Annotated in this window: 21 protein-coding genes and 1 pseudogene; 13 read left to right on the top strand and 9 right to left on the bottom strand. The window is 72.8% G+C overall.

Annotation, left to right across the window (positions count from 1 at the left end):
- Genes ACNF49_RS43690 through ACNF49_RS43675 form a run of 4 tightly spaced genes read left to right on the top strand, consistent with a single transcriptional unit; the run spans position 1 to position 3,109 of the window.
- Complete coding sequence (locus ACNF49_RS43690; protein WP_357986972.1) at positions 1-1,047, top strand: FecCD family ABC transporter permease; 1,047 nt, start codon at positions 1-3, stop codon at positions 1,045-1,047.
- Positions 1,044-1,826, top strand: a complete 783-nt coding sequence (locus tag ACNF49_RS43685) for an ABC transporter ATP-binding protein (protein ID WP_357986969.1) — start codon at positions 1,044-1,046, stop codon at positions 1,824-1,826. The genes ACNF49_RS43690 and ACNF49_RS43685 overlap by 4 nt, the downstream gene beginning before the upstream one ends.
- Positions 1,817-2,455 carry an adenosylcobinamide amidohydrolase gene (locus ACNF49_RS43680; protein WP_482941393.1) on the top strand — a complete coding sequence of 213 codons (639 nt, stop codon included), beginning with the start codon at positions 1,817-1,819 and terminating at the stop codon, positions 2,453-2,455. Before ACNF49_RS43685 ends, ACNF49_RS43680 begins: the two co-directional genes overlap by 10 nt.
- 21 nt (positions 2,456-2,476) lie before the next feature.
- Positions 2,477-3,109: a Uma2 family endonuclease gene (locus tag ACNF49_RS43675; protein WP_482941392.1), complete on the top strand. Its 633-nt coding sequence runs from the start codon at positions 2,477-2,479 to the stop codon at positions 3,107-3,109.
- Here the strand turns inward: ACNF49_RS43675 and ACNF49_RS43670 are convergent.
- Positions 3,052-4,752, bottom strand: a complete 1,701-nt coding sequence (locus tag ACNF49_RS43670) for a hydantoinase B/oxoprolinase family protein (protein ID WP_482941391.1) — start codon at positions 4,750-4,752, stop codon at positions 3,052-3,054. The two genes, ACNF49_RS43675 and ACNF49_RS43670, sit on opposite strands and share 58 nt — an antisense overlap.
- Complete coding sequence (locus ACNF49_RS43665) at positions 4,749-6,749, bottom strand: hydantoinase/oxoprolinase family protein (protein ID WP_482941390.1); 2,001 nt, start codon at positions 6,747-6,749, stop codon at positions 4,749-4,751. The genes ACNF49_RS43670 and ACNF49_RS43665 overlap by 4 nt, the downstream gene beginning before the upstream one ends.
- Before the next feature lie 102 nt (positions 6,750-6,851).
- Here ACNF49_RS43665 and ACNF49_RS43660 point away from each other — a divergent pair, with 102 nt between their 5' ends.
- The 6 genes from ACNF49_RS43660 to ACNF49_RS43635 all read left to right on the top strand — a co-directional run bounded on the left by ACNF49_RS43660 (position 6,852) and on the right by ACNF49_RS43635 (position 14,590).
- Positions 6,852-8,327: a hypothetical protein gene (locus tag ACNF49_RS43660; RefSeq protein WP_357986954.1), complete on the top strand. Its 1,476-nt coding sequence runs from the start codon at positions 6,852-6,854 to the stop codon at positions 8,325-8,327.
- Complete coding sequence (locus ACNF49_RS43655) at positions 8,327-10,057, top strand: serine/threonine protein kinase (RefSeq protein ID WP_482945664.1); 1,731 nt, start codon at positions 8,327-8,329, stop codon at positions 10,055-10,057. Before ACNF49_RS43660 ends, ACNF49_RS43655 begins: the two co-directional genes overlap by 1 nt.
- Before the next feature lie 70 nt (positions 10,058-10,127).
- Positions 10,128-10,784 (top strand): response regulator, encoded by a 657-nt coding sequence (locus tag ACNF49_RS43650; RefSeq protein ID WP_125630960.1) that lies wholly within the window; start codon positions 10,128-10,130, stop codon positions 10,782-10,784.
- Positions 10,785-10,854: 70 nt separating this feature from the next.
- Entirely contained in the window at positions 10,855-12,918 is a 2,064-nt protein-coding gene (locus tag ACNF49_RS43645; protein WP_482941389.1) for a DUF6421 family protein, read from the top strand.
- Positions 12,915-13,544 carry an SDR family NAD(P)-dependent oxidoreductase gene (locus tag ACNF49_RS43640; protein ID WP_357986948.1) on the top strand — a complete coding sequence of 210 codons (630 nt, stop codon included), beginning with the start codon at positions 12,915-12,917 and terminating at the stop codon, positions 13,542-13,544. Before ACNF49_RS43645 ends, ACNF49_RS43640 begins: the two co-directional genes overlap by 4 nt.
- Positions 13,541-14,590 carry a threonine aldolase family protein gene (locus ACNF49_RS43635; RefSeq protein ID WP_352353523.1) on the top strand — a complete coding sequence of 350 codons (1,050 nt, stop codon included), beginning with the start codon at positions 13,541-13,543 and terminating at the stop codon, positions 14,588-14,590. The genes ACNF49_RS43640 and ACNF49_RS43635 overlap by 4 nt, the downstream gene beginning before the upstream one ends.
- 7 nt (positions 14,591-14,597) lie before the next feature.
- On the opposite strand, the gene ACNF49_RS43630 is transcribed toward ACNF49_RS43635, so the two are convergent.
- A complete protein-coding gene (locus tag ACNF49_RS43630; RefSeq protein ID WP_482941388.1) occupies positions 14,598-16,019 on the bottom strand; it encodes a phytoene desaturase family protein in 1,422 nt (473 codons plus the stop codon).
- 58 nt (positions 16,020-16,077) lie between these two features.
- A complete protein-coding gene (locus ACNF49_RS43625; protein WP_482941387.1) occupies positions 16,078-16,719 on the bottom strand; it encodes a DUF305 domain-containing protein in 642 nt (213 codons plus the stop codon).
- Positions 16,720-16,839: 120 nt separating this feature from the next.
- On the opposite strand from ACNF49_RS43625, the gene ACNF49_RS43620 reads away from it, so the two are divergent.
- On the top strand, positions 16,840-17,541 hold the full coding sequence (locus ACNF49_RS43620; protein ID WP_357986939.1) for a thioredoxin-like domain-containing protein: 702 nt from the start codon (positions 16,840-16,842) through the stop codon (positions 17,539-17,541).
- Between the two features lie 66 nt (positions 17,542-17,607).
- Here the strand turns inward: ACNF49_RS43620 and ACNF49_RS43615 are convergent, their stop codons facing one another.
- Positions 17,608-18,102, bottom strand: coding sequence for an EF-hand domain-containing protein (locus tag ACNF49_RS43615; protein WP_357967469.1), 495 nt, complete (start codon positions 18,100-18,102; stop codon positions 17,608-17,610).
- Positions 18,103-18,215: 113 nt separating this feature from the next.
- Positions 18,216-19,331, bottom strand: coding sequence for an alanine dehydrogenase (ald, locus tag ACNF49_RS43610; protein ID WP_357967470.1), 1,116 nt, complete (start codon positions 19,329-19,331; stop codon positions 18,216-18,218).
- A 166-nt stretch (positions 19,332-19,497) separates the two neighbouring features.
- Here ald and ACNF49_RS43605 point away from each other — a divergent pair, with 166 nt between their 5' ends.
- Positions 19,498-20,427: an excalibur calcium-binding domain-containing protein gene (locus tag ACNF49_RS43605; protein ID WP_482941386.1), complete on the top strand. Its 930-nt coding sequence runs from the start codon at positions 19,498-19,500 to the stop codon at positions 20,425-20,427.
- Here ACNF49_RS43605 and ACNF49_RS43600 read toward each other — a convergent pair.
- The 3 genes and pseudogenes from ACNF49_RS43600 to ACNF49_RS43590 form a co-directional block, all read right to left on the bottom strand.
- Positions 20,424-21,803 carry an NCS2 family permease gene (locus tag ACNF49_RS43600; RefSeq protein WP_357967475.1) on the bottom strand — a complete coding sequence of 460 codons (1,380 nt, stop codon included), beginning with the start codon at positions 21,801-21,803 and terminating at the stop codon, positions 20,424-20,426. The two genes, ACNF49_RS43605 and ACNF49_RS43600, sit on opposite strands and share 4 nt — an antisense overlap.
- 61 nt (positions 21,804-21,864) lie before the next feature.
- Positions 21,865-22,098 carry an EF-hand domain-containing protein gene (locus ACNF49_RS43595; protein ID WP_357700825.1) on the bottom strand — a complete coding sequence of 78 codons (234 nt, stop codon included), beginning with the start codon at positions 22,096-22,098 and terminating at the stop codon, positions 21,865-21,867.
- A pseudogene (locus ACNF49_RS43590) lies at positions 22,082-24,294 on the bottom strand (xanthine dehydrogenase family protein molybdopterin-binding subunit). Before ACNF49_RS43590 ends, ACNF49_RS43595 begins: the two are co-directional and overlap by 17 nt.
- A 95-nt stretch (positions 24,295-24,389) precedes the next feature.
- On the opposite strand from ACNF49_RS43590, the gene ACNF49_RS43585 reads away from it, so the two are divergent.
- Entirely contained in the window at positions 24,390-25,958 is a 1,569-nt protein-coding gene (locus ACNF49_RS43585) for a PucR family transcriptional regulator (RefSeq protein ID WP_482941385.1), read from the top strand.

Below are 25,958 nucleotides of genomic sequence, written 5' to 3'. Positions count from 1 at the left end.
GTGACAGGCAAGGCGCAGCCGTCGAGGGCGCGTCCCGTCTGGGTGGCGGGCGCCCTCGCCGTGCTGGCCCTCACGATGGTCGCCGGGCTGCTCGGCGGCGCGGCGGACATCTCGCCGTGGCAGGTGGTCCTCCAGGTGGCGGACTGGTTGCCGTTCGTCTCGGCCGACTCGGGCCTCGCGCCGGTCGAGCAGGGCCTGCTGTACGAGCTGCGCCTGCCGAGGGTGCTCGTCGCCGCGGTCGTGGGCGGCCTGCTGGCCATGGCCGGCGCCGGGTACCAGGGCGTGTTCCGCAACCCGCTGGCCGACCCGTACCTGCTGGGGGCCGCCTCCGGCGCCGGGCTGGCCACGACGCTGGCCATCGTGCTGCTGCCCGGCGCGAGCGCCAGCATCCCCGTCGCCGCCTTCGCCGGGGCGGTGGGCGGGGTGTTCCTGGCGTACACGCTGGGCAACGCGGCCGGCCGCTCCGGCGGCACCGGCGGCGGCACCGCGACCCTGGTGCTGGCCGGGGTGGCGGTCACGTCGTTCCTGACCGCGATCCAGACGTTCGTCCAGCAGCTCAAGGTCGAGGAGCTGGAGCGCATCTACTCCTGGATCCTCGGCGACGTCGGCGGCGGATGGGACCAGCTCCTGCTGGTGCTGCCGTACGCCGCGGTCTCCTCCGTCCTGCTCCTGCTGCACGGCCGGATGCTGGACGTGCTCAGCGTCGGCGACGAGGAGGCCGGCAGCCTCGGCGTACGGGCCGGCCGGGTACGCCTGACCGTCCTCGTGGCCGCCTCCCTGGCCACCGCGTCGGCCGTCGCGGTCAGCGGGCTCATCGGGTTCGTCGGCGTGGTCGTGCCGCACGTCGTCCGGCGGCTGGCGGGCGGCTCGTACCGGATCGTGCTGCCGCTGTCGCTGATCGGCGGCGCGGCCTTCCTGGTGGCGGCCGACCTCATCGCCCGTACCGTGATCGCACCGGCCGAGCTGCCCATCGGGGTCGTCACGATGTTCGTCGGGGCGCCGTTCTTCGTCGGCGTCCTGCGCATGACCAGGCGGGTGGCCACGTGATCGGCGTACGGGGCCTGTCGGTGCGCCTGGGCGAGCGCGACGTGCTGACCGGCGTCGACGCGCACGTGCGGCGCGGCGAGTGGCTGGCGATCATCGGGCCCAACGGCGCGGGCAAGTCCACGCTGCTCAAGACCGTCATGGGCGCGATCGTCCCGCAGCGGGGCGAGGTCGTGCTCGACGAGCGCCCGCTCGCCGCGCTCAAGCCCCGCGAGCGCGCCAGGCTGCTGGCCTACGCCCCGCAGACGCCCGCCCTGCCGCCCGACATGACGGTCTTCGACTACGCCCTGCTGGGGCGCACGCCGTACATCCCCTACCTGGGACGGGAGAGCCGGCACGACCGCGAGGTGACCGCGTCCGTGCTGGACCGGCTGGACCTGACCTCCTTCGCCGGACGCCGCGTCGGCGAGCTGTCCGGCGGCGAGCGCCAGCGCGTCGTGCTGGCCAGGGCGCTGGCCCAGCAGGCCCCCGTGCTGCTGCTCGACGAGCCCACCACCGCGCTCGACCTCGGCCACCAGCAGCAGGTGCTGGAACTGGTCGACCGCCTGCGGCGCGCCGACGGCCTGACCGTCGTCACCACGCTGCACGACCTGACCGTCGCCGGCCTGTACGCCGACTCCCTGATGCTGCTGGCCGACGGCCACGCCGCCGCCACGGGCCGCCCCGAACAGGTGCTCACCGAGGCGCTGATCGGACGGCACTTCGACGCCCGTGTCAAGATCGAGCCGGGCCCCGACGGGCGGCCCGTGGTGCACCTGGTGCGAGGTGGGACGTGCAGCTGACCTATCGCGTGGAGGAGGGGACCCGGCTGGGGTCCCTGCTGTGGGAGTTCGGCCCCGGCTTCCGCATGATCTCCTCGGCCATGCTCGGCGGCGGCATCGGCCCCCGCGAATGGGTGCTGAACGCCCAGGTCGTGGCCGGTTACGCGCGGATGGACCCGGTGGACCACCTGGTCGAGCTGGGCCCGCCCGGCCCCGGCGTCGGCATGCTGACCGCCGCCTCCGTCGACCGGTACGTGCGGGCCGCCGACGGGGGAGCGGAGGCCGTGGCCACCGTCGGGCTGCGCGTCCCCACCTGGGCCGCCGCCCCTGATGGCGCCGCCGACCCCGAGCTCGCCCCCATGCGGGCGGGCACCGTCAACATCGTGACCGTCCTGCCCGTCGCCATGACGGACGCCGCCCTGGTGAACCTGGTCATGACGGTCACCGAGGCCAAGAGCCAGGCGCTGATCGAGGCCGGCTACCCCTGCACGGGCACCGCCTCGGACGCCGTCTGCGTGGTCGTCCCGCAGGACGGCCCCGAACAGCTCTTCGGCGGCCCCCGCTCGGAGTGGGGCGCCCGCGCGGCCCGCGCCGTCCACACCGCCGTCCGCCGCGGCGCCGAGGCGTGGCGGCCTGGTGACTACAGGTGACCATTTTGGGGGAAGTAGCATGTGGACAAGGGCGTGACTCCCGATACTGAATGGGTGACCGCATTGGCGATCGAACCGACGACGAGGCGCACCGTTCTTCCCGGCGCGCCGCCGTTCACAGTCGACGACCTGCTCAGGTTCCCCGACGACGGGAACCGCTACGAGCTCTTCAACGGGAGCCTAGTAGTGAGCCCTGCCCCCACCCCCCTGCACCAGCGAGTGATCTCTCGGCTACTGGTGATCCTCGACGACGCGGCCCCCCTCGGGCTGGAGGCGTTGACGACTGTCAACGTGCGTCCCGGCGAGAAGGACTTCTACATCCCCGACCTCGCCGTCGTGCCGGAGAAGGCGTGCGAGTCGGTGTCGCTCATGTTCGCCCCCAGCGACCTGCTGCTGGCAGTGGAGGTGGTCAGCCCCGGCACCCGGGCCTTCGACAGGACCACCAAGGCGGCGGCCTACGCGGCAGCCGGAATCCCCGTCTACTGGCGCGTTGAGCCTGATGAGGGGCCGACGCTTTACGTCTACGAGCTCGACGAAGACTCCTACAAGGGCCCGGTCGCGTATGAGGCGGGCACCACGGTCAGTCTCTCGGCGCCCTATCCGGTGAGCTTCGACCCGGCCGTCCTGGTCGCCCCGCGAGGGTCGAAGCCGTAGTCGGTCGCGGCACCTTCGGCGGTGATGTGGCCGGACTCCAGGTCGGCCAGGATCGCCGCCGGGTCCCTTTCCGACGGGGGGCCGAGGCCGCCGCCGCCCGTGGTCTCCACGATGAACGCCTCGCCCGCCGCGAACCGCACGTTGTTGACCTTCGAGGCCAGGCGTTCCACCCGCCCGTCCAGGTGGCGCCTGTGGAAGCCGCCCACCCTGCCCGGCAGGCCGCCGTCCCGGCCCGGGGGCGGGAGGCGGAGGCGGTCGCCGCGGGTGGTGACGTGGCAGTCGGCCAGGAAGCGGTAGACGGTACGCGAGCCGAGCCCGCCCCGGAAGCGGCCGGGCCCACCGGAGTCGGCGATCGTCTCGACCGACTCCACGATCAGCGGGCAGCGGCTCTCCACCGGCTCGGCCTGCGGCACCGAGTTGCGGCCGATGCCGAAGTGCACGCCCGTCGCGTCCGGCCCGTCCAGCCCCTGCCGGGCGCCCACCCCGCCGAAGTCGTAGGACAGGTGGATCCAGTACGGCGCCCCCACCGCGGCGATCGAGAACGGCTGGAGGATCCCGCTGGCCGCGATCGCACGGTCCGGCATCGCGTCCGACATCGCCTGGAACACCGCTTCCATGGCGGCGTAGATGGGGACGTACCGGCCGCCGCACGGATAGGGGGAACGGGCGTTCAGCAGGGAGCCCTCCGGCAGGACGACCTCGATCGCGCGCAGGCAGCCGTCGTTCATCGGGATCGTCGGGTCCAGGAAGCAGCGCACCGCGAAGACGGCCGCCGCCAGCGACTGCGACGCCGAGGCGTTGATCGCGGCGGGCACCTGCGGCCCGGTGCCGGTGAAGTCGAGGACGGCCGCGTCCCCGCCGAGCGTGACGGCGACCCGTACGTGGTGCGCCACCCCCGGCCGCACCCCGTCGTCGTCGATCGGGTACGACGCCTCGAACCGCCCCCGGGGCAGCTCCGCCAGCGCCGCGCGGGTCCTGGTCTCGGTGTGGTCCAGGTAGCCCTCGACGCCCGCGGCCAGGCCCGCCACGCCGTACTCGGCCATCAGGGCCTCCACGCGGGCGGCGGCCACCGCCGTCCCGGCCACCAGTGCCCGTACGTCGCCCATGACCTTGTCGGGCGTGCGGCTGTTGGCCCGCAGGACGGCCTCCACGGCCGGTTCCAGGCCGTCCCGGGTGGCCAGGCGGACCGGCGGGAGCTGGAGCCCTTCGAGGAAGATGTCGGTGGCCAGCGGCGCCATCCCGCCGGCCGACAGCCCGCCCAGGTCGGAGACGTGGATCATGGTGGCGGTGAAGTACGCCGGGACCCCGCCGGCGAACACCGGCCGGTAGACCAGCAGGTCGTTGGTGTGCACGCCGCCCCGGTAGGCGTCGTTGAGCGCGTACGCCTCGCCGGGCCGCATGGTGTGCGGCGGGACGTCCTTCAGCAGTTCGGGCAGCGCGGCCTTCAGGGCCATGCTGTTCATCAGCGTGGTCGCCATGGACTGCGCGACCAGGCGGCCCCCGGCGTCCAGGATCGCCGCCGAGGCGTCGGAGCCCTCCACGATGAACGTCGAGTACGCCGACCGCACCACCACGATGCTGGCCTCCTCGGCGGCCACGACCAGCGCGTTCCTCAGCACCTCGGCGGTCAGCGCGTCGTTCACCGCGCACCCTCCAGGGTCAGGCGCACGGCGCCCAACGGGCCGGCCGCGGCCCGCCAGCCGGGCGGGACGACGATCGTGGACTCGGCGTCCTCGACGATCGCCGGGCCGCGCACCCGGTCGAGCGTCCGCCGGGTGTGCACGGGGACGTCGAGCCACCCCCCGGCCTCGGGGAAGTACGCCCTCCTGCGGCCCTCCGCACCGCCGCCTGGCGAGTCAGGCCCGGCTGGCGCGGCGGCGGGGGCGGGCGCGGCGGCGTCGGTGACGCGGACGCGGACGCGGTAGCTGACCAGCTCGATCTCTCCTTGCTGGACAATCCCATACACCTGGGCATATTTCGCGAAGAATCGTGACGCCAGCTCCTCCCGCGACTCCGCCCAGTCCACGGTCAGGTCGTGCGACTGCCCCTTGAAGCGCACGTCCACCGACCGGGCCACCCGCACCCGGGCGACGCCCAGATCGGCGGCGGCCTCGGCGACCAGCGCGGCGAAGACCTCCTCCGGGTCGGCCGCGTCCAGCCGCGACAACACCCGGTCCGTCGAGAGCGCCCCCGCCAGCAGCCCGGCCGCCGAGGCCACCCCGCAGTACGCGGGCACCACCACCGTCGCGATCCCGAACCGCCGCGCCACCCCGGCCGCGTGCATCGGCCCCGCGCCGCCGAACGCCACCAGCGCGAACCCCCGCGGGTCGATCCCGCGCTGGACCGTCACCACGTGCACGGCCGCGGCCATCGAGGCGTTGACGATCTCGTGCACGGCGTGCGCCGCCTCCTCCCGCGACACTCCGAGCGGCCCGGCCAGCCGGTCCACGGCCTTGGCCGCGAGCGGCGCCGACAGCGGCATCGAGGCCGAGGAGAGGTAGCCGAGCACGAGGTCGGCGTCGGTGACCGTCGGCTCGCCGCCGCCGAGCCCGTAGCAGGCGGGACCGGGGGAGGAGCCCGCCGACCGGGGCCCGACGCGCAGCGCGCCCGCCGGGTCCAGCCACGCGACGCTGCCCCCGCCCGCGCCGACCTCGGCCAGGTCGATGGCCGGCGTCTTGATCGGCACGCCGGTGCCCGCGCGCCGCCCGCCGAAGCTGCCCTTGCCGCCCACGTGGAACTCGTGGGTGATCTCCGGGCGTCCCCCGCGCACCACGCACGCCTTGGCCGTCGTGCCGCCCATGTCGAACGAGATCACGTCCGGCAGCCCGGTCCCCGCCGCCGCCAGCACCCCGGCGGCCGGGCCCGACTCGATGGTGGACACCGCGCGCCGGGCCGCCAGCTCGGCCGAGACGACCCCGCCGCCGGACTCCATGACGTGCACGGGCGCGTCGATCCCGATCGCGGCCAGGCGCTCGCGCAGGCGCGACAGGTAGGAGGTCATCAGGGGGCCGATGTAGGCGGACATGATGGTGGTGGTGGCGCGCTCGTACTCGCGGATCTCGGGCCAGATCTCGCAGGAGGCCACCACGTGCGGCACGTGCTCGCGCAGGATCGCCGCGGCCCGCCGTTCGTGGGCGGGCTCGGCGTAGGAGTGCAGCAGGCAGACGGCCGCCGAGGTGATGCCGCGCCGGGCGATCTCCGCCGCGGCCCGCCGTACCGAGCCGGGGTCCAGCGGGGTGAGCACGGCGCCGCGGGCCGAGACGCGCTCGTCCACCTCGAAGCAGTCGCCGGGCGCGACCGGGGGAGGGGGCGGCGTGAAGCGCAGGTCGTACCGGTCCTCCTCCACGCGGGCGTAGCGGCCGAGCGGGACGGCGGCGCGGAAGCCGCGGGTGGTCACGAACGCCACCCGCGCGCCGGTGCGTTCGAGCACTGCGTTGGTCGCCAGCGTGGTGGCGTGCACGACCCGGGTGACCCGGGCGGGGTCCACGGATCCGAGCGCGCGAGTAACGCCGGTGAGTATGCCCGCGATGGGGTCGTCGTGGGTGCTCAGACACTTGGCCACGGCGGTGACCCCGCCGGGGCCGCTCAGGACCACGTCGGTGAAGGTGCCGCCGACGTCGACGCCGATCGCGAACGCCATCCCGGTACGGTAAGTCCCCGAGCAAGCGCTTGTCTATGTATCGATCTATTGACTTACGGCATCTGATTGGGAACCTGGACCTATTCAGTGTTTGGAGCCAAGATGGCGCGCATCACAGCTCTGGCGGGCAGCGTGGCGGCGGCGCTCGTGCTGCTCGCGATCCCCGCGGCTCTCCCCGCCGCGGCCCACAACCATCCCAGCGGCATCACCGACCTGGTGACGCCGGCCGTGGTGCGGGTGGAGGCGGTGTCCCATGTGGAGATCACCCTGCTCGACCACATCGGCGAGCTGAAACACGTGGAGCGCTCCTACGACATCCCGTTCGCGTCGGGCACGGGGACCGTGGTCAACCCCGAGGGCGACGTCGTCACGCTCAGGCGCAACGCCGTCAACCCGAACGACGTCGCCGTCTACGCCGCCAACAAGATCTTCGCCGAGCACCACAAGGTGAAGATCCCGCTCGACTACCAGAAGCACAAGCTCAAGGACGACCTGCTCGACCACCACCTGCAGGAGTGCTACCCGCCCAAGACCAGCACCGCCACCTGCATCATCGACGTGACCACCGACATCACGGTGTTCACCAACGTCTCGCCGCCCGGCCAGGGCCTGAAGTACAAGTGCATCAAGGCCGGCAAGACCCCCGACACCCCCGCCGTGCTGATCCCGCTCACGCCCGCCGCCGGCAGCGTCGGCATGCCGACCGCGCCGCTCGCCGACAAGGTGCCCGAGCAGGAGGGCTCGCCGACCAACGTGGCCGGCTTCCTCGGCCGGCCGGGGCCCGGCGTCCAGGAGACCGTGCAGATCGCCCACCTGGCCAAGGGCGGCCAGGCCGGCGTGTCCGGCAGGCCGTTCGCCGACCCGGAGAAGAAGGTGGACGAGCCGGTCAAGCTGGGCGCGCTGGCCGACCAGGGCCTGGCCGGGGCGCCGGTGATCGGCGACAAGGACGGGCACATCATCGGCATGCTCATCGGCGGCGGCAAGTCGGCCACCATGCTGGGCGTCAGGGAGATCACCGCCACCCTGGCCGCGGCCAAGGTCGCGCCGCGCAGGGGCGCGATCGACACCGCCTTCGAGGCCGCGCTGACCCGCTACCACACCAAGTACTACACCGAGGCGGCGCCGGGCTTCCAGCGCGTGCTGGAGCTCTATCCCGGCAACGTGGTGGCCGCCACCCTGCTCAAGACGTCGCTGGCCAAGCGCGGCGGGCCCGAGGACCAGGGCACCAAGCAGGCGGCGGCGCCGCCGTCGCGCTCCACGCCGCTGTGGCCGTTCCTGGTGGCGGCCGGGCTGCTGCTCATCGCCGGCGCGGGCCTGGTGTTCCTGCTGTGGCGGCGGCGGGCGCCGGAGAGACCGATCGAGCTGCCGGAGACCCTGCCGGTGCCCTCGCCCTTCGACGAGGGCGCCAGCCAGACCGTCGTCGTGCGCCGCTCGCAGCCGTTCCAGGCGGTCCCGCAGCAGCAGCAGGTGATGACCGCCCCCGACTCGCCACCGGTCAAGTACTGCACCTCGTGCGGCATGAGGCTCGGCCCGGCCCATCGTTTCTGCGGCTACTGCGGCCATCCCATCGAGACGTGATGCAATTGAACGACAGATCGCTCATCGGCCAGGAGGTGGCCGGGTACTACATCGAGGACATCGTCGGCAAGGGCGGCATGGCCGTCGTCTACCTGGCGCTCGACCCCCGGCTCAGCCGCCGCGTGGCGCTGAAGATCCTCAACCCGGTGCTCTCGGTGGACGACAGGTTCCGCCAGCGCTTCATCCTGGAGTCCAGGACGGTCGCCAGCATCGAGCACCCCAACATCATCCCCATCTACGAGGCCAACGCCGACGCCGACGGCGTGCTGTACATCGCCATGCGCTACGTGGACGGCCTCGACCTGCGCAGGCTCATCTACGACCGGGGCCCGCTGCCGATCGCCCAGGCCAACCAGATCTTCGCCCAGACGGCCGCCGCGCTCGACGCCGCGCACGCCCACGACCTGATCCACCGCGACGTGAAACCGGCCAACATCCTGCTGGCCGGCGACCACGTCTACCTGACCGACTTCGGCATCACCAAGCACCGCTCGTCGATCTCCGGCCTGACCCAGACCGACCAGTTCATCGGCACGCCCCGGTACATGTCGCCCGAGCAGATCAACAAGGAGCACATCGACGGCCGGTGCGACCAGTACGCCCTGGCCTGCGTGGTCTACGAGGCGCTGAGCGCGCGGCTGCCGTTCCAGCGGGAGAACGACATCGCGCTGCTGTGGGCGCACCTGGCCGAGGAGCCCGTGCCGCTGTCGCAGCTCCGTCCCGAGCTGCCGCCGCAGGTGGACGTCGTGATGGCGCGCGCGCTGGCCAAGGCGCCCGAGCAGCGTTACGCCACCTGCGCCGAGTTCGTGACCGCGCTGCGCGACGCGATCAGCGGCCAGGAGGCCGAGCCGGGCGGCCGGCATCCCTCGGGGCCCCATCCCGTCCCGCACGCCGTCCCGCACGCCGTCCCCCGCACCGGCCCGCACGCGGCGCCGGTCCCGGGAGCGGCGGCCGGCCCGCTGACCGGGCCCCGTACGGGGCCTCAGGCCGCCCCTCGGACCGGTCCGCAGCAGAGCCCGTACGCGGTGCCCGGGACGGGCCCGCACGGTCTGGGACAGCTCTCGGGGCCGCAGGAGGCCCATTCGCGGCGCGCGGCCCCCACCCATCCGACGGCCCCGGCCAGGCGCCCGGGGCGGCTGCCGATCGTGGCGGTCACGCTGGTGGCCGCCGTGGCCGCGCTGGCGCTGGTCGCGATGATCATCTTCAACCACCGCGGCGACACCTGGTCCCGCTACGCCGCCAGCGCCGCCGCGCCGCTGGCCTTCGAGTACCCCGGCGACTGGACCGCGCGCACCCACCAGGACCTGTTCGCCGTGGCCTCGCCGCACGCCACCGAGTTCGAGTCGCTGTTCGTGGCCGGTCCGGGCGCCGACTGGTCGGCGATCTCCCAGATCGTCGCCGACGACCCCGACAGCGCCGTGGGCGTGTACGTCCAGGTCTCCGACACCCTCGACGCGGGCGGCGACTCCGAGCAGATGAAGAGCAAGATGGACAACCTGCTGCCCGGTCAGGTGGACCTGGGCAAGCCCGTGCAGGACCAGGCCGGCAGCAGCCCGGCCACCCGCTTCGACGGCGTGCTGCACGACCCGGCCGGCGGCACCCGGCTCGGATTCGTCAGCTACGTCATCGACCGCCGGCCCAAGACCATGCTCGTGATGTACTTCTGCGCCAAGAACACCTGCGACGACGCCGTCCAGACGCGCATCAGGCAGAGCGTGCGCCCCTCGTAGACTTGTAACTGACTTGTGCCCGGCTTGACCTGGGTGTCCAAGCCGGGCATCGGCCGTCTACCCTCCGCCTGTGGGCATACGAATCGTCATCGCCGACGACCAGGCGATGGTCAGGGCCGGGTTGCGCATGGTCGTCGAGAGCGACCCCGGCATGGAGGTCGTCGGCGAGGCCGGCGACGGACGCGAGGCCATCGCGGTGGCCCGCCGCACGAGACCCGACATCGTCCTCATGGACATCTCCATGCCCCGGCTCGACGGGCTCGCCGCGGCCAAGGAGCTGCTGGACACGCCCTCGCCGCCCAAGGTCATCACGCTGACGACGTTCGACACCGACGAGAACCTCTACGCCGCGTTGCGCGCCGGCACCAGCGGGTTCCTGCTCAAGGTGTCGCCGCCCGAGCAGCTGCTGGAGGCGATCAGGGTGGTGCACGCCGGCGACGCGCTGCTCGACCCGGCCGTGACCAGCCGGGTCATCGCCACGTTCGCCGGGCGCGCCGACCCGACGCCCTCGCCGATGCTGGCCGAGCTGACGCCGCGCGAGCTGGAGGTGCTGCGGCTGCTGGCCAGGGGGCTGACGAACGCCGAGATCGCCAGAGACCTGTACGTCGGCGAGGCCACGGTCAAGACGCACGTGGCCAGGGTGCTGATGAAGCTGTGCCTGCGGGACCGGGCCCAGGCGGTCGTGTTCGCCTACGAATCCGGCGTCGTGCGCCCTGGTGCGGCCTGAGGTTTGACGGACAGGGGGGTACGTATGTGTATATTTTCCGTGAGAAGGCGGTAGTAACAGGAGATATTTCATGCCATCGTTCCCCCGAGTGCTGTTCGACGAGGCCCACAGCGAGTCGTGGACCATCCGCCGCGACGTCGCCGAGACCATCAACCCCGCCCATCCCGACGACAACAGCTACGCGCGCGCGGCCGCCGCGCTGCGCCATCTGGGGCACGACGTGCTCGCTCACACCGAGGGCGCCCTCACGGCCGAGGACCTGGCCGGCCAGGACGTCCTGGTGATCGCCCACCCGTCCGGCGACCGGTGGGAGCGCACCACCGGCCACGGCAGCCCCGTCTTCGCCGCCGGCGAGCTGGACGCCGTCGAGTCGTTCGTGGCCGAGGGCGGCGGTCTCGTGGTGCTGGCCGAGGAGGAGCAGGACAAGTACGGCAACAACGTCGCCGAACTGCTCGCCCGCTTCGGTGTCGGCGTCGGTCACACGACCGTCCGCGACCCGAGGAACGCCCACCGCGAGGTCGCCACCTGGGTGCTCGCCGAGCGCGCCACGGGCGACGGCGTGCTGGCCGGCGTCCAGCGGGCCTGCTTCTACCGGTCCGGCGTCCTGACCGCCCCGAAGGAGGCGACGGTCCTGTTCGCCACCTCGGCCACCGCCGACCCGGCGGGCGCGCCGCTGGCCGTCGCCCTGCGGCACGGCAAGGGCCGGGTCGTCGTGTTCGCCGACTCCGACCTGTTCGGCGACGACTCGATCGAGGACTACGACCACCGCAGGCTCTGGGGCAACGTGATCACCTGGGCCGCCCGCGTCCCCGGCGGCGACGAGGCCGCCGGATCCCGGGACGAGGCCAAGGCCGCCCTGTTCGCCCGGCTCAAGGAGGCCGTGGAGGAGCTGCGCCCGCTGCAGGTCAAGGACGGCTCGGTGCCGGAGGAGAAGGAGCGGGCCAAGGCGCTGGTCGCCGAGATCGGCCGCCGCGTGGGCGAGATCTCGCCGTACTTCCCTCATGACGCCGCCTACCTCCAGGCCGTCCAGGACGACCTGGCCGCCTGGGCCGAGCAGGACCTCGGCGTGCCCGACTTCCTCGGCGCCCTCGACCTCTTCCACCCCGACACCCAGCGCGTGGACGGCCTGGAGCACGTCGTGGTGTTCCCCATGTACACCCAGAACGGCAACCTCAACCGCAACCTCGAAGCCGTCTGGATCCGGACCATCTGGCCCGACTGGCTGGCCGCGCTGGAGGCGGGCGGCTACGACAACCCGATGTTCGTGCCGATCGCGTTCGAGGACTTCACCTCCGGCTACGACACCCACTCGGCCGTGCTGTTCCCCGAGACGGTCGCGGTGCGCCAGGCGCCGGCCCGCTTCACCTGGGGCGGCATCTTCGCCGACCGCGAGGCCGCCCGGTTCCGCCGGGTCTCGGCGGCGGCCGCCGCCACGCTCCGGCTCGACCTGCCGCCGGACGCCGCCCGCCTGCTGGACTCCCAGCAGCTCGCCCAGGACACGTTCGTGTTGTGGGACCTGATCCACGACCGCACGCACAGCCACGGCGACCTGCCGTTCGACCCGTTCATGATCAAGCAGCGGATGCCGTACTGGCTGTACTCCCTGGAGGAGCTGCGCTGCGACCTTACGGCGTTCGGCGAGGCCGTGGAGCTGGAGGGCAAGGGCGTGCCGCACGCCCGGTACGTGCAGCTCGCGATCCTGTTCGACCGGCTGTTCAGGTTCCCGGTCACCGGTGACCGGGTGCGCAACTACGATGGGCTCGGCGGCCAGCTGCTCTTCGCGTACCTGCACCGCAACGACATCATCCGCTGGACCGACAACCGGCTCACGATCGACTGGGAGCGGGTCGCGGGCGGCGTGGCCGACCTGCGGGGCGAGGTCGAGAAGTTGTACCGCGACAGCATCGACCGGTCCAAGCTGGCGCACTGGCTGGCCGCGCACGAGCTGGTCGGCGCGTACGTGCCGTCGGCCCCCGGCTCGGTGTGGGCCAAGGGCGTCCAGGCCCTGCCCGAGGAGCAGAAGGCCAAGGTGGACGCGGTGCTGCCGGACGAGTTCCCGCTCAGCATGTTCTACGAGGCCCTGCGCCGTAAGCTGACAGACGTGGTCGAGTCGACTAAGGGGATCCGCGCATGATCATCCTGGTGACCGGGGCCGGCGGCCCCACGGGTGAAGCCGTTTCCGAGCACTTCCGCAAGCAGGGACACACCGTGATCGGGGTCGACAAGGACGACGTCGACCTGCTCGACCGCGCGGCCGTCCAGGACCTCGCGGCCCGGATCGACGCCGAGCACGGCCGGGTCGACGGCGTGGTCCACCTGGTCGGCGGCTGGCGCGGCTCGCGCACGTTCGCCGACACCCGCCTGGAGGACTGGGACGCCCTGCACGACCTGCTGATCCGCACACTCCAGCACGTGTCGCTGGCCTTCGAGCCGCTGCTGCGCAAGAGCGACAACGGCCGGTTCGTGATCATCTCGGCCAAGGCCGCCCAGCGCCCCACGGCGGGCGGCGCGGCCTACGCAGCGGCCAAGGCGGCCTCGGAGGCGTGGACGCTGTCCCTGGCCGACGCGCTGTCCGGCACCAATGCGGCAGCGGTCATACTGGTGGTGAAGGCCCTGGTCAACGACGCGATGAGGGCCGCGAAGCCGGAGGCCAAGTTCCCCGGCTTCACCGACGTCGGCGACCTGGCGGAGGCGATCGCCGGCCTCTACGACCGCCCCGCCGCAGACATCAACGGCACCCGATTGGACCTCACTTCTTGATCCCCCGGCACGACCCCCAGCTCAAGGCGTTCGCCAGCGACAACTACGCCGGCGTGCACCCGGAGATCCTCCAGGCCATCGTCCAGGCCAACGGCGGTCACCAGATCGCCTACGGCGACGACGTCTACACCGAGGCGCTGCAGCAGGTCTTCCAGCGGCACTTCGGCGACGGGGCGCGGGCCTGGCCGGTCTTCAACGGCACGGCGGCCAACGTGGTCTCGCTGCGCGCGATGACCGCCCACTGGGAGGCGGTCATCTGCGCCGAGAGCGCCCACATCCACACCGACGAGGGCGGCGCCCCCGAGGTGGCGGGCGGCATCAAGCTGCTCACCGTGCCCACGCCCGACGGCAAGCTCACCCCCGAGCTGATCGACCGCCAGGCGTGGGGCTTCGGCGACGTGCACCGGGCCCAGCCCAAGGTGGTGTCCATCTCCAACACCACCGAGTGGGGCACCGTCTACACGCCCGAGGAGATCGCCGCGATCTGCGCCCACGCGCACGAGCTCGGCCTGCTCGTCCACCTCGACGGCTCGCGGCTGACCAACGCCGCCGCCGCGCTCGACGTGCCGATGCGGGCCCTGACCACCGACGCGGGCGTGGACGTGCTCTCCTTCGGCGGCACCAAGATCGGCCTGCTGTACGGCGAGGCCGTCGTGGTGCTCAACCCGTCGGCGGCCACCGGCGTCGACTACATCCGCAAGACGTTCATGCAGCTGTCGTCCAAGATGCGGTTCGTCTCGGCGCAGTTCGAGGCGCTGCTCTCGGGCGACCTGTGGCTGCGCAACGCGCGGCAGGCCAACGCCATGGGGCGGCGGCTGGCCGAGGCCGTGGGGCGCATCCCGGGCGTCACGCTGCCCCGGCCCGTGGAGGCCAACGCGGTCTTCGCGATCCTGCCGGCGGACGTGACCGAGCGGCTGCAGAAGCGCTTCCGCTTCTACACCTGGAACGAGGCGACCGGCGAGGTGCGCTGGATGTGCGCCTTCGACACCACCGAGGCGGACGTCGACGCGTTCGCGGCGGCGGTCGCCGAGGAGATGCGGGCCTGACCGGCGGTCAGGAGGCGTGCCGCTCCGCCTGCGTGGCCAGGCGGGCGGCCTGCCAGCCGCCCATCCCGTGCACGCCGGGCCCCGGCGGCGTCGAGGACGAGCAGAGGAACACCCCCGGCAGCGGGGTGCGCCACGGCGCAGGCGACCAGACCGGCCGCCGCACCAGCTGGACGAGGTCGTTGAGCCCCCCGCCGATGTCGCCGCCGACCAGGTTGGGGTTGACCGCCTCCAGGGCGGCGGGGCCGGTCGCGCGCCTGGCCAGCACCCGGTCGCGGAAGCCGGGCGCGTACCGCTCGATCTGGGCCTCGACGGCGTCCGTCATGTCCGCCGCCGAGCCGTTGGGGACGTGGCAGTAGGCCCACAACGTGTGCCCGCCCCTGGTCGGATCGGCCGCGTACGGCTGCACGACCAGCACGTACGGGCGGGGCGAGTGCCGTCCGGCGGCGACCTCCGCCTCGGCGAGCGCGATCTCCTCCAGCGTCCCGCCGAGGTGCACGGTCCCGGCCCGCGCGACCTCCGGATCACGCCAGGGCACCGGGCCGTCGAGCGCCCAGTCCAGCTTGAAGACGCCGGGCCCGTACCGGTAGCGGCGCAGGCCGCGGCGGTAACCGGCGGGCAGGTCGGCCATCGCGAGGAACTGCCGGGGCGTCACGTCGAGCACCACCGTACGGGCGTCGAGCTCGTCGAGCCGTTCGACCCGGTGGCCGGTCACCGCCTCGCCGCCCAGCGACCGCAGCTCGGCCACCAGCGCGTCGGCCAGCACCTGCGAACCGCCGCGCACCACCGGCCAGCCCACCAGGTGGGCCAGCGCCCCGAGCACCAGCCCGTAACCGGCGCTGACGGGGGAGCGCAGGTCGAGCATGGAGTGCGCGGCCAGCCCGGCCAGCAGCGCCCGCCCCTCCACGGTGCGCAGCGCCCCACGGCCGAACGTCGTGGCCGGCAACACGGCCGCCGCCCCGAACCCGGCCGCCCGCGCGAGTGTGCGCGGCCCGGCCCGCCACGGACCGAGCGGGCTGAGCAGCAGCTCCACGAGCGGGAACCCGGCCCGCGCCGCCGCGCCCGCGGTCGCCTGCCAGACCCGGCCGTCCCCGCCGAGCCCTTCGGCCGTACGGGCCGCGTCGCGGTGCAGCAGCACGGCCGGACGGTCGTCGAGCGGATGGGCCGCGGCCACCGGGGGATGGGCGAACTCGACACCCTTGAGATCGAGCGCCCGGAACGCCGGCGAGGCCAGCGCCATCGCCATCACGGTGGCGCCCAGGTCGTGCACCCGGCCGGGCAGCGTCAGCTCGCCGGAGCGCAGCCCGCCGCCGAACCGGCCGGCCGCCTCCAGCAGCAGCACCTCGCGCCCGGCGCGGGCCAGCATGACGGCGGCGATCAGCCCGTTGGGGCCCGACCCCACGACGACCGTCTCAGCCCTTGCGCTGATCATGGCGCCCGCCCTTCCGCACTCCGCGGTGCCAGCCTCTCACGCCGCCCCGCGCGGGGGCTCAGGAGGCCAGGATCGACGGGTACGGCTGCGCGCCCCGCTGCCTGAGCAGGTCGGTCATCAGCTTGATCTCACCGCTCTGCCCCTGGACGATCTTCTGGGCCATGCTGGCCACCTCGTCCCGCTGGGACAGCTTGAGCAGCCCCTCGGCCATCTCCACGCCGCCCTCGTGGTGGCGGATCATGAGCTGCAGGAACAGCACCTCGGCCTGGACGCCCTGCAGCTCCTTGAGCTTGGCCAGCTCCTGCGGCGAGGCCATGCCCGGCATCGCCCCCGGAGCCGTGCCCGGCGCCGCGGGCGTGGCCCCGTGGCCGTGGCCCGCCATCCAGGCCATCGGGCGCTGGTCGGTCGCCTGGTCGAGACCCCACTGCTGCAACCAGCCCTGGAACATGCCGCGCTGGTTGGACTGCGTGGTGATGATGTCGAAGGCGAGGTTCCTGATCTCCTTGGCCGGGCCCTTGTCCCGGATGACGAACGCCATCTCCACGGCCTGCGCGTGGTGCGTGGCCATGTCGCGGGCGAACCCGGCTTCGGGCGAGGAGTCGCCGGGCGTGCCGTCCCTGCCGAACAGCAGGAACGCCGCGGCGAGGAGCACCAGCACGGCGCAGACGATCAGGACGGGTTTTCTGGCGGGCTTTTCCATGGCCCGTCCAGCGTACCCATCCCTGCGCAAGCTGTGATCCGACGCTTATGCGCCTCTTATTCTCCGCATACGCCGGTAGGGCATAGGGTGACCGGAGTCAGGCACGCCGATGGAGGGACGATGACGAAGGAGAAGGCGCAGGCGAGGCGCGAGCATCTGCAGAAGATGCGGGCCGAGCAGCAGCGCAAACAACGCCGCGCCGCACTGCTCATGTGGGGGACGGGCGGTCTCATCATCGTGCTCCTCGTCGGCGTGGTCGGCTTCTACCTGGTCAACCAGGCGCGCGCGACCTCGCTCGACGCGGTGGCCAACTACAAGTACGAGGCCGGCCAGCACGTCGCCAAGACGGTCACCTACAAGGAGACCCCGCCCGTGGGCGGCGAGCACAACAACTACTGGCAGCAGTGCGCGGTCTACGACAAGCCGATCCACAACGAGCACGCGGTGCACTCGCTGGAGCACGGCGCGGTCTGGATCACCTACCGCCCCGACCTGCCCAAGGCGCAGATCGACGCGCTGAAGGAAGTGGCGACCTCCACGGGTCAGCAGGACTACATGCTGGTCAGCCCCTACCCGGGCCTGCCGGCGCCGGTCGTCGCCTCGACGTGGGGCCACCAGCTCAAGCTCCAGGACCCGTCCGACCCCAAGCTCACGGCCTTCATCAAGAAGTACCAGAACGGCCGGGACACCCCCGAGCCGGGCGCCGTGTGCGGCGGCTCGGACGCCATCACCACCACGTCCGACCAGGCCCCGCTGCCGCCCGCGCCGACGGGCAACACCCCGATGGAGACGCTGGCGCCTTCGCCCAGCCAGTCCAAGTAACACCCCTTCGCGACACGTCGAGGGCCCGGCTCCGGCCGGGCCCTCGACGTCTGTCCGGGGGTTTCGCTAGAGGTCGCCGACGAGCAGGCCGCGGCGCAGGCGCGCGTACTCCTCGAAGGAGATGCGGCCGTCGCCGTCGGCGTCGGCCCGCTGGAAGGCGGCCGAGAGCCCGTCGTCGCGGTTCCACAACGTGCGGAACTCCGCGGCGGTGAGCTCGCCGTCGCCGTCGTGGTCGGCGAGGTCGAAGGTGGCGCGGAACATGGGGGTCAGCACGCCGTCGAGCGCGCCCGTGCGCACCAGCGCCTGGAAGGACTCGACGTACTCCTCCCTGCTGATCCGGCCGTCGTGGTCGGCGTCGAGGGCGTGGACGTGGACGTCCCAGGTCTCGAGGAACGCCGCCACGACCTTCTTTCCCTCGGGGGTGTCCGGCCGCCCGCCGGCCCGCCGGATGCGGTGGTGGGCCAGCGCGGTGTAGTCGTCCTTGGTCAGGAAGCCGTCGCCGTCGGTGTCGAGGTCGTCGAAGTTGCGTTCCGCGCTGCCGCGCAGGAGCACCGGATCCATCCAAGCCTCCGTTGTCACGGATCGTCATGGTCTCGTGACTCACGGTAACGTGTGGATCGGTGACGGCCAAGGCCCGGTCCCGTTTCGCGCGACCGGGCCCCGTTCGGGTCCGCTCAGGCCAGTGCCTCCTCCAGCGGCGACCACTCCAGGCCGTGTGCCTCGGCCACCGGCCGGCTGGTCAGGCGTCCCTCGTGGGTGCTCACGCCCGCGGCCAGAGCGGCGTCCGTGCGGACCGCCTCGCGCCACCCCTTGCCCGCGACGGCCAGCGCGTACGGCAGCGTCACGTTGGTCAGCGCGAACGTCGAGGTGTGCGGCACCGCCCCCGGCATGTTGGCCACGCAGTAGAAGACCGACTCGTGCACCCGGTACGTCGGCTCGGCGTGCGTGGTCGGCCGCGAGCCCTCGAAGCAGCCGCCCTGGTCGATCGAGATGTCCACCAGCACCGAGCCCGGCTTCATCCGGCTCACCAGGTCGTCGGTGACCAGCATGGGCGCCTTGGCCCCCGGCACCAGCACCGCGCCGATGACCAGGTCGGCCTCCAGCACGGCCTTCTCGATCTCCAGGGTGTTCGACGCGACCGTCTGGCAGTGACCCTGGTAGATCATGTCCGCCTGGCGGAGCTTGTCGATGTTGCGGTCGAGGAGCAGCACCTCGGCCTGCATGCCGAGCGCGATGGCGGCGGCGTTCATGCCGGACACCCCGGCGCCGATCACCACGACGTTCGCCGCCCGCACGCCGGACACGCCGCCCATGAGCACGCCCCTGCCGCCCTGCGAGCGCATCAGGTGGTACGCGCCGACCTGCGGCGCCAGCCGTCCGGCCACCTCCGACATCGGGGCGAGCAGGGGCAGCGAGCCGTCCCTGTTCTGCACGGTCTCGTAGGCGATGGACGTGACGCCCGAGTCGAGCAGGGCCCTGGTCAGGGGGCCCGAGGCGGCCAGGTGGAGATAGGTGAACAGGATCTGGCCCTTGCGCATCCGGTGGTACTCCTCGGCCACCGGTTCCTTCACCTTCATGATCAGGTCGCACGTGGCCCACACCTCGTCGGCGTGCGGCGCGATGACGGCGCCCGCCGCGGCGTAGTCCTCGTCCGGGATGGCCGAGCCGAGGCCCGCCTGCCGCTCGACGTGGACCTGGTGCCCGTGGCGTACCAGTTCGTGGACGCCCGCGGGGGTGAGTGCGACGCGGTATTCGCTGTTCTTGACCTCGCGGGGAACTCCGACCTTCATGGGGTCATCCCTCGTTCGCGTGGAAAGTTGCCGACAACCTGCGTTCTCATTTCCATTTTTCCTCCGATCTCACGGATAGGTGAGGATTTTTCGGCTGATTACCCCGCTGCTGCCCGTCCTCGATAAGCTCACCGGCAGCCCGAACGTCAGGATGGGGTCGTCAACGATGGACAGACCGGTAGAGGCGCCACCCGCGGAGCCGGAAGAGCCGGAGGAGCCGAAGGCCAGCCGCCTCACCACCATCGTGCTGACCGTCTCGCTGGTGCTCGTCGTCGTCGTGGCGGGCGTGCTCGGCACGGTCGCCGTCCTGATGACCAGGAGCCCCGACAGCCCGCTGCTCGGCGGCGCGCCGCCGCAGCGCCTGGCCACGCCCCTGCACTTCGCGCCGGTCAAGGAGACCAAGACCGCGCCCTGCCCGGGCGACCCGGCCGTGCTCGACGAGCAGCAGACCACCTGTTACCTCCTGGAGGACGGTGTCACGGTCGGCGCCGTGCAGCGGATCGAGGCCGTTCGGGGGACCGACAACTCCTACTCGGTGCGCGTCGCGGTCGCGCCCGTCTTCAAGGACCGGCTGGTGCGGCTCATCGACGAGCTCCAGCCCACGCAGCGGCAGGTCGCGATCGTGCTGGCGCCCGAGGGCGAGCAGACGCCGAAGACGGTCCTGGCCGCGCCGGTCGTCACGCAGAGCATGGACGGCGACAGCCTGAGCATCGCGGGCTTCACCAAGGAGGAGGCCGACGCGCTGGTGGTCCGGATGCTCGGCACGCCGCCGTCCCAGCCCTCCCAGCCGGACCCGTCGCAGCCCGCGCAGCCGCAGTCGTCCCAGCCGGGCACCGACCAGCAGCCGACCAACCAGCAGCCCACCAATCAGCAGCCCACCGACCAGCAGCCCGCGGACACCGGCCAGAGCACCGCGACCACCGGCACGACCGCCCCCGCGGGCGTCGCCCGGGTCCCCGACAAGCGGTACGCCAGCTGCAAGGAGGCCCAGGCCGCCGGCGACGGCCCCTACACGCGCGGACGGCATGAGGAGTACTCCTGGTATCCCGACCTCGACCAGAACGGCGTGGCCTGCAACAGCGCTGACATCCGCTAACCGAACAGGGCCCGGAGGGCGTCGATGCCGAAGTAGGCCAGGAAGACCAGCGAGACGGCCCACAACAACCACGGGATCTCCGCGAACCGGCCCCGGGCCGCCTTGATCAGCGTGTAGGAGATCACCCCGGCCCCCACCCCGTTCGTGATCGAGTACGTGAACGGCATCAGCGCGATCGTCAGGAACGCCGGCACGGCCAGCTCGATGTCGGTCCAGGGCACGTTCTTGGACTGCGTCATCATCAGCGCCCCGACCAGCACGAGCGCGGGCGCCGCCGCGGCCGCCGGCACCACCGCGGCGATCGGCGTGAACAGCAGCGTCAGCCCGAGCAGCGCCCCGGTCACGACGCTGGCCAGACCGGTGCGCGCCCCCTCGCCCACACCCGCGGCCGACTCGACGAAGACGGTGTTGGCCGAGGCGCTGACCGAACCGCCGATCATGCCCGCGACGCCGTCCACGGTCAGGATGCGGCCCAGCCGCGGCACCCGTCCCAGCCGGTCCACGAGCCCGGCCTCGTCGCTGACGCCGATGATCGTGCCCATCGCGTCGAAGAAGCCCGACAGCACCAGCGTGAACAGCACCACGGTCGCGGTCAGCGCGCCCGCCCTGGCGAACCCGCCGAACAGGTCGAACTGCCACACCAGCCCGAAACTGGGCGCCGCGACCAGGGACTCGGGCATGTGCGGCACCACCACGCCCCACTCCTTGGGCGGGACCGGCACCAGCGAGTTGACCAGGACGGCCAGGACCGCGGTGACCGCGATGCTGATGAGGATGGCGGCCGGGGTCCTGCGCACGTACAGGACGATCATCAGCAGCAGGCCGAAGCAGAAGAGCGTGACCGGCCAGCCCGTGAGGTGGCCGGTCGCGCCGAGCTGCACGGGGGTGCCGGTGCCCCGGGCGACGAAACCCGCGTCCACCAGGCCGATCAGGGCGATGAACAGGCCGATCCCGACGCTGATCGCGTGCTTGAGCGCCAGCGGGATCGCGTTCATGATCAGGGTGCGCAGGCCGGTGACGGCCAGGACGATGATGACCGCGCCCTCCAGCACGACCAGGCCCATCGCCTGCGGCCAGGTCATGTGCGGCGCGGCCTGGTAGGCGACCACCGCGTTCAGCCCGAGCCCGGCGGCCAGCGCGAACGGCGCGTTGCCGACGAACGCCATGAGCAGGGTGGAGAGCGCGGCCGCCAGCGCGGTCGAGGTGGTCAGCTCGGCGATGGACAGCCGGGCGCCGGTGACGTCCTGCGCGCCGGCCAGGATGATCGGGTTGAGCAGGATGATGTAGGCCATCGCCATGAACGTGGTCAGGCCGCCGCGGACCTCGCGTCCGACGGTCGTCCCCCGCCCGGTCAGCTCGAAGAGTCTGTCGAGCACCACACGTCCCCCTCGTCATGACCGAGGGGAGTGCGGGTCACCTACCCGGCGGGGGACATGATCACGCCTTCTCGTGCCGCCCGTGGCCGACCAGGCCGACGAACTCCTCCAGGCCGATCCGGCCGTCGCCGTCGGTGTCGGCGGCCTTGATGAACGCCTCGATCTCCTCCTCGGAGGCGCCGTGGACCCCCAGCGCCTCGTTGGCCTGCCTGATCTCGGCCGCGGTCAGCAGACCGTCGCCGTCGGTGTCGAAGCGACTGAACTCCGCCTCGGCGGCTTCACGACCGCTCGCCATCGGATACCTCCCCGTGATTGGACAAGGCGATATCTTCCGGCCTGATCGGAACGCGAGTCAACCGGAGCCCGGTCGCGGCGCGTACGGCGGCGGCGACGGCCGGGGTGGCGGAGAGCGTGGGCGGCTCACCTGCGCCGCGGAGGCCGTACGGCGCGGACGGGTCCGGATTTTCCAGGATCTTCAGCTGCATGGGCGGCATGTCGAGCATGGTGGGGATCAGGTAGTCGGTGAACGACGGGTTCAGCACGCGGCCGTCGCGTACCTGGATCTCCTCCATGAGCGCCAGGCCGAGGCCCTGGGCCGTGCCGCCGTGGATCTGGCCCTCCAGCGCCTGCGGGTTCATGATCTTGCCCACGTCCTGCACCGCGGCCAGCTCCACCACCTTGACCAGCCCCAGCTCGACGTCCACGTCCACCACCGCGCGATGCACGCACAGCGCGAGCTGCGTGTGCGAGTCGCCCTGCCCGGTCACCGGGTCCATCGGCTTCGTGGGCCGGTGCCGGTACTCGCGGGTCTCCTCGATCGGCCCGAACCTGGCCAGCGCCTCCCGCGGCGGCAGCCCCCGAACCGCTCGCGCACCGCCTCGCAGGCCGCCTTGACCGCGCCGCCCGTCACGTAGGACTGCCGCGAGGCCGACGACGAGCCCGCCGAGCCCACGGCGGTGTCGGCGGTCGCCACGGTCACCTCCTCGATGCCCAGCTCGGTGCGCGCGATCTGGGCCTGGACCGTGACCAGGCCCTGGCCCACCTCGGCGGCGGCGGTGTGCACGGTGACCCGCGGCTCGCCGCCGACCAGCTCGGCCCGCACCCGGGCCGTGGAGTAGTCGTCGAAGCCCTCGGAGAAACAGATGTTCTTGATGCCGACGCCGTAGCCGATCCCGCGCCGCACCGACTCGCCGTGCGTGGTCTGGGAGACGCCGCCCGGCAGCACGCGCAGGTCCGCCCCCGTCCGCGGGGCGGGCAGCGGCATGGACTCCAGCTCGCGCAACATGCCGGCCAGCGGCGCGGGGGAGTCGATCACCTGGCCGGTCGCCAGCGCCGAGCCCTGGGAGACGGCGTTGCGCGCCCTGATCTCGACCGGCGACAGGCCGCACGCCTCGGCCAGCCGGTCCATCTGCGACTCGTAGGCGTAACACGCCTGCACCGCGCCGAACCCGCGCATCGCCCCGCACGGCGGGTTGTTGGTGTAGACGCCCGCGGCGTCGATCCACACGTTCGGCACCTCGTACGGCCCGGCCCCCAGTGAGGCGGCGTTGCCGACGACGGCGGGGGAGGAGGAGCAGTACGCGCCGCCGTCCAGCAGGATGTCGGCCTTGACGTAGACGAGCCGGCCGTCGCGCGTCGCGCCGTGCTCGTAGCGCATCCGGGCCGGATGGCGGTGCACGTGGCCGAAGAACGACTCCTCGCGACCGTAGACGATCTTGACGGGGCGGTTCAGGCGCAGGGCCAGCATGCACGCGTGCACCTGCATCGACAGGTCCTCGCGGGCGCCGAACGCGCCGCCCACGCCCGACAGCGTCAGCCGCACCTTCTCCGGCGGCAGGCCCAGGCAGGGGGCGAGCTGGTCGCGGTCCACGTGCAGCCATTGGGTGGCGATGTACAGGTCCACGCCGCCGTCCTCGGCCGGGACCGCGAGACCCGACTCCGGGCCGAGGAACGCCTGGTCCTGCATGCCGACCTCGTACTCGCCGGTGACGACGACCTCCGCCTCGAACGTGTCGCCCTTGCGCACCGGCTGGCGCCTGACGTACTCCCGCGACTCGCGCGGATCGGTCACCGCCGGGCGCGGCTCGTAGCCGACCACGATGGCCCGCGCGGCCCTGCGCGCGGTCTCCGGATGGTCGGCGGCCACCAGCGCCACCGGCTCGCCCTGGTGGCGGACCTGGTCGATGGCCAGCACGGGCTGGTCCTTGTGGTCGAGGCCGTAGAACTTCTCGCCGGGCACGTCCTCGTGCGTCAGGACGGCCAGCACGCCCGGCATCCGCAGCGCCGGGCCCACGTCGATCGACCGGATCCAGGCCGACGGGTGCGGGCTGCGCAGCGTGACGCCCCACACCATGCCGTCCAGCCACAGGTCGGAGGCGTAGGCGAACTCGCCGGTCACCTTCAGCCTCGCGTCCGGCCGCCGCGCGCTCGTGCCGACCCCCGCAGACCCGCCGACGCCTTCGGACCTGGTGGAGTGGACCGTCTCCGTCATCCTCCGAGTAGAGCACCGGCCCGGCCCGGCCTCCTATGCCCGCGACGTGAAATCCCGGTCATCGCTTGACAGAGCGGGCTTGTATATTCCTCCAAGTGCGCATCAGTGACCTGCTGGCGATCGACGAGCTGGGTCTCAGGCTGCTGGCCGGCGACCCGGAGCGCGAGTTCGGCACGGTCCACATCACCGACCTGCCCGAGCCGGGGCGCTACCTGTCCGGCGGCGAGCTGGTGCTGACCGGGCTGATGTGGCGCCACACCGCCGCCGACTCCGCCCGTTTCGTCACCGCCCTGGTCGAGGGCGGGGTGTCCGCCCTCGGCGCGGGTGCGGCCCGCCTCGGGCACGTGCCCGCCGACCTGGTCTCGGCCTGCGAGCAGGCCGGGCTGCCGCTGGTCGAGGTGCCGGTCGAGGTCTCCTTCCGCACGCTGGCCGAGCTGGTCGCGCCCCGGCTGTCCGGCGACGTGCGCGACGCGCTCGGGCGTCACCGCAGGCTCGTGGCGGCCCTGGCCGAGGGCGCCGACCTGCGCGGGCTGTTCGAGCTGACCGCCGCCGAGCTGGGCGTCACGGGCGCCGTCCTGTCCGCGTCCGGTGAGGTGATCGTCGGTACCGCCGCCGATCCGGCGGAGCTGGCCAGGGCGTACCTGACCGCGCCCCGGCTGCCCGCCCTGGCCGGCGGCGCGACGCTCTTCGCCGTCGGACGCGGCCACCGGGCGGCCGGCTGGGTCCTGGCCTGCGACGGCGACCTGCTGGGCCGCGCCGACCTCGGCTACGAGCTGGCCGCCTGCGTGGCACTCGAACGCGGCCGCCTGGAGGAGGGCCGCCGGGTCGAGCGCCGCCTGGCCGGGCAGCTCGTGGCGGCCGCCCTGGCCGAGTCCGACGTGGCCGAGCTCAACGCCCGGCTGCGCACGTGCGGCATCGACGCGGACGAGCCGTACGCCGTGGCCAGCGCCACCGCGTCACGCCCCGGCGCCGCCGGCGGAGCCGATCCGGGCTCGACGACCCTTCCCGGCCCGGCCCCCGCCGCCCCCGCCGCCCCCGCCGTCCTCGGTGGCCGGATCCTGGAGGAACTGCTCACCCGCGAGGTCGTCGCCGCCCCCGTCTCCGCCGAACCACCTCAGGGAAGCGGTGGCGGTGGGGCGGTGGCGGTGGTCGCGTTGCGGGGGAGGAGCGCCGGGGAGCTGGCCGCCCGGTTGCGGGCCGGGGCCGCCGTGCTGGCCGCGCTGCCCGGCGTCCGCCTGAGCGTCGGCCTGAGCGGCGAGCTGACCGGCGCCGCCGCGCTCAAGGGCGGCGTGGAGGAGGCCGGGCACGCCAGGCGGCTGGCCGAGGCCCGCGGCGGCGGCGTGGCCACCAGCGACGAGATCTACACCCACGCGCTGCTGCTGGCCACCGTGCCGGGCGACGTGCGCCGCTCCTTCGCCGACCGGCTGCTGTCCCCGCTGCTCGCCTACGACCGCCGCCACCAGTCGGGCCTCGTGCGCACGCTCGGCGTCTTCCTCGACTGCTCGGGCTCGTGGCACGCCTGCGCCGAACGGCTCCACGTGCACGTCAACACGGTCCGCTACCGCATCCGCAGGATCGAGGAGCTGACCGGCAGAGACCTGTCGGCGATGTCCGACCGCGTCGACTTCTTCCTGGCACTCCGCGACACCACCCCACCCGCCTGA

Source organism: Actinomadura sp. ATCC 39365 (assembly GCF_054392275.1).
Note: the sequence above shows the minus strand (reverse complement) of the source record. Positions and strands in the feature narration are given on the sequence as shown.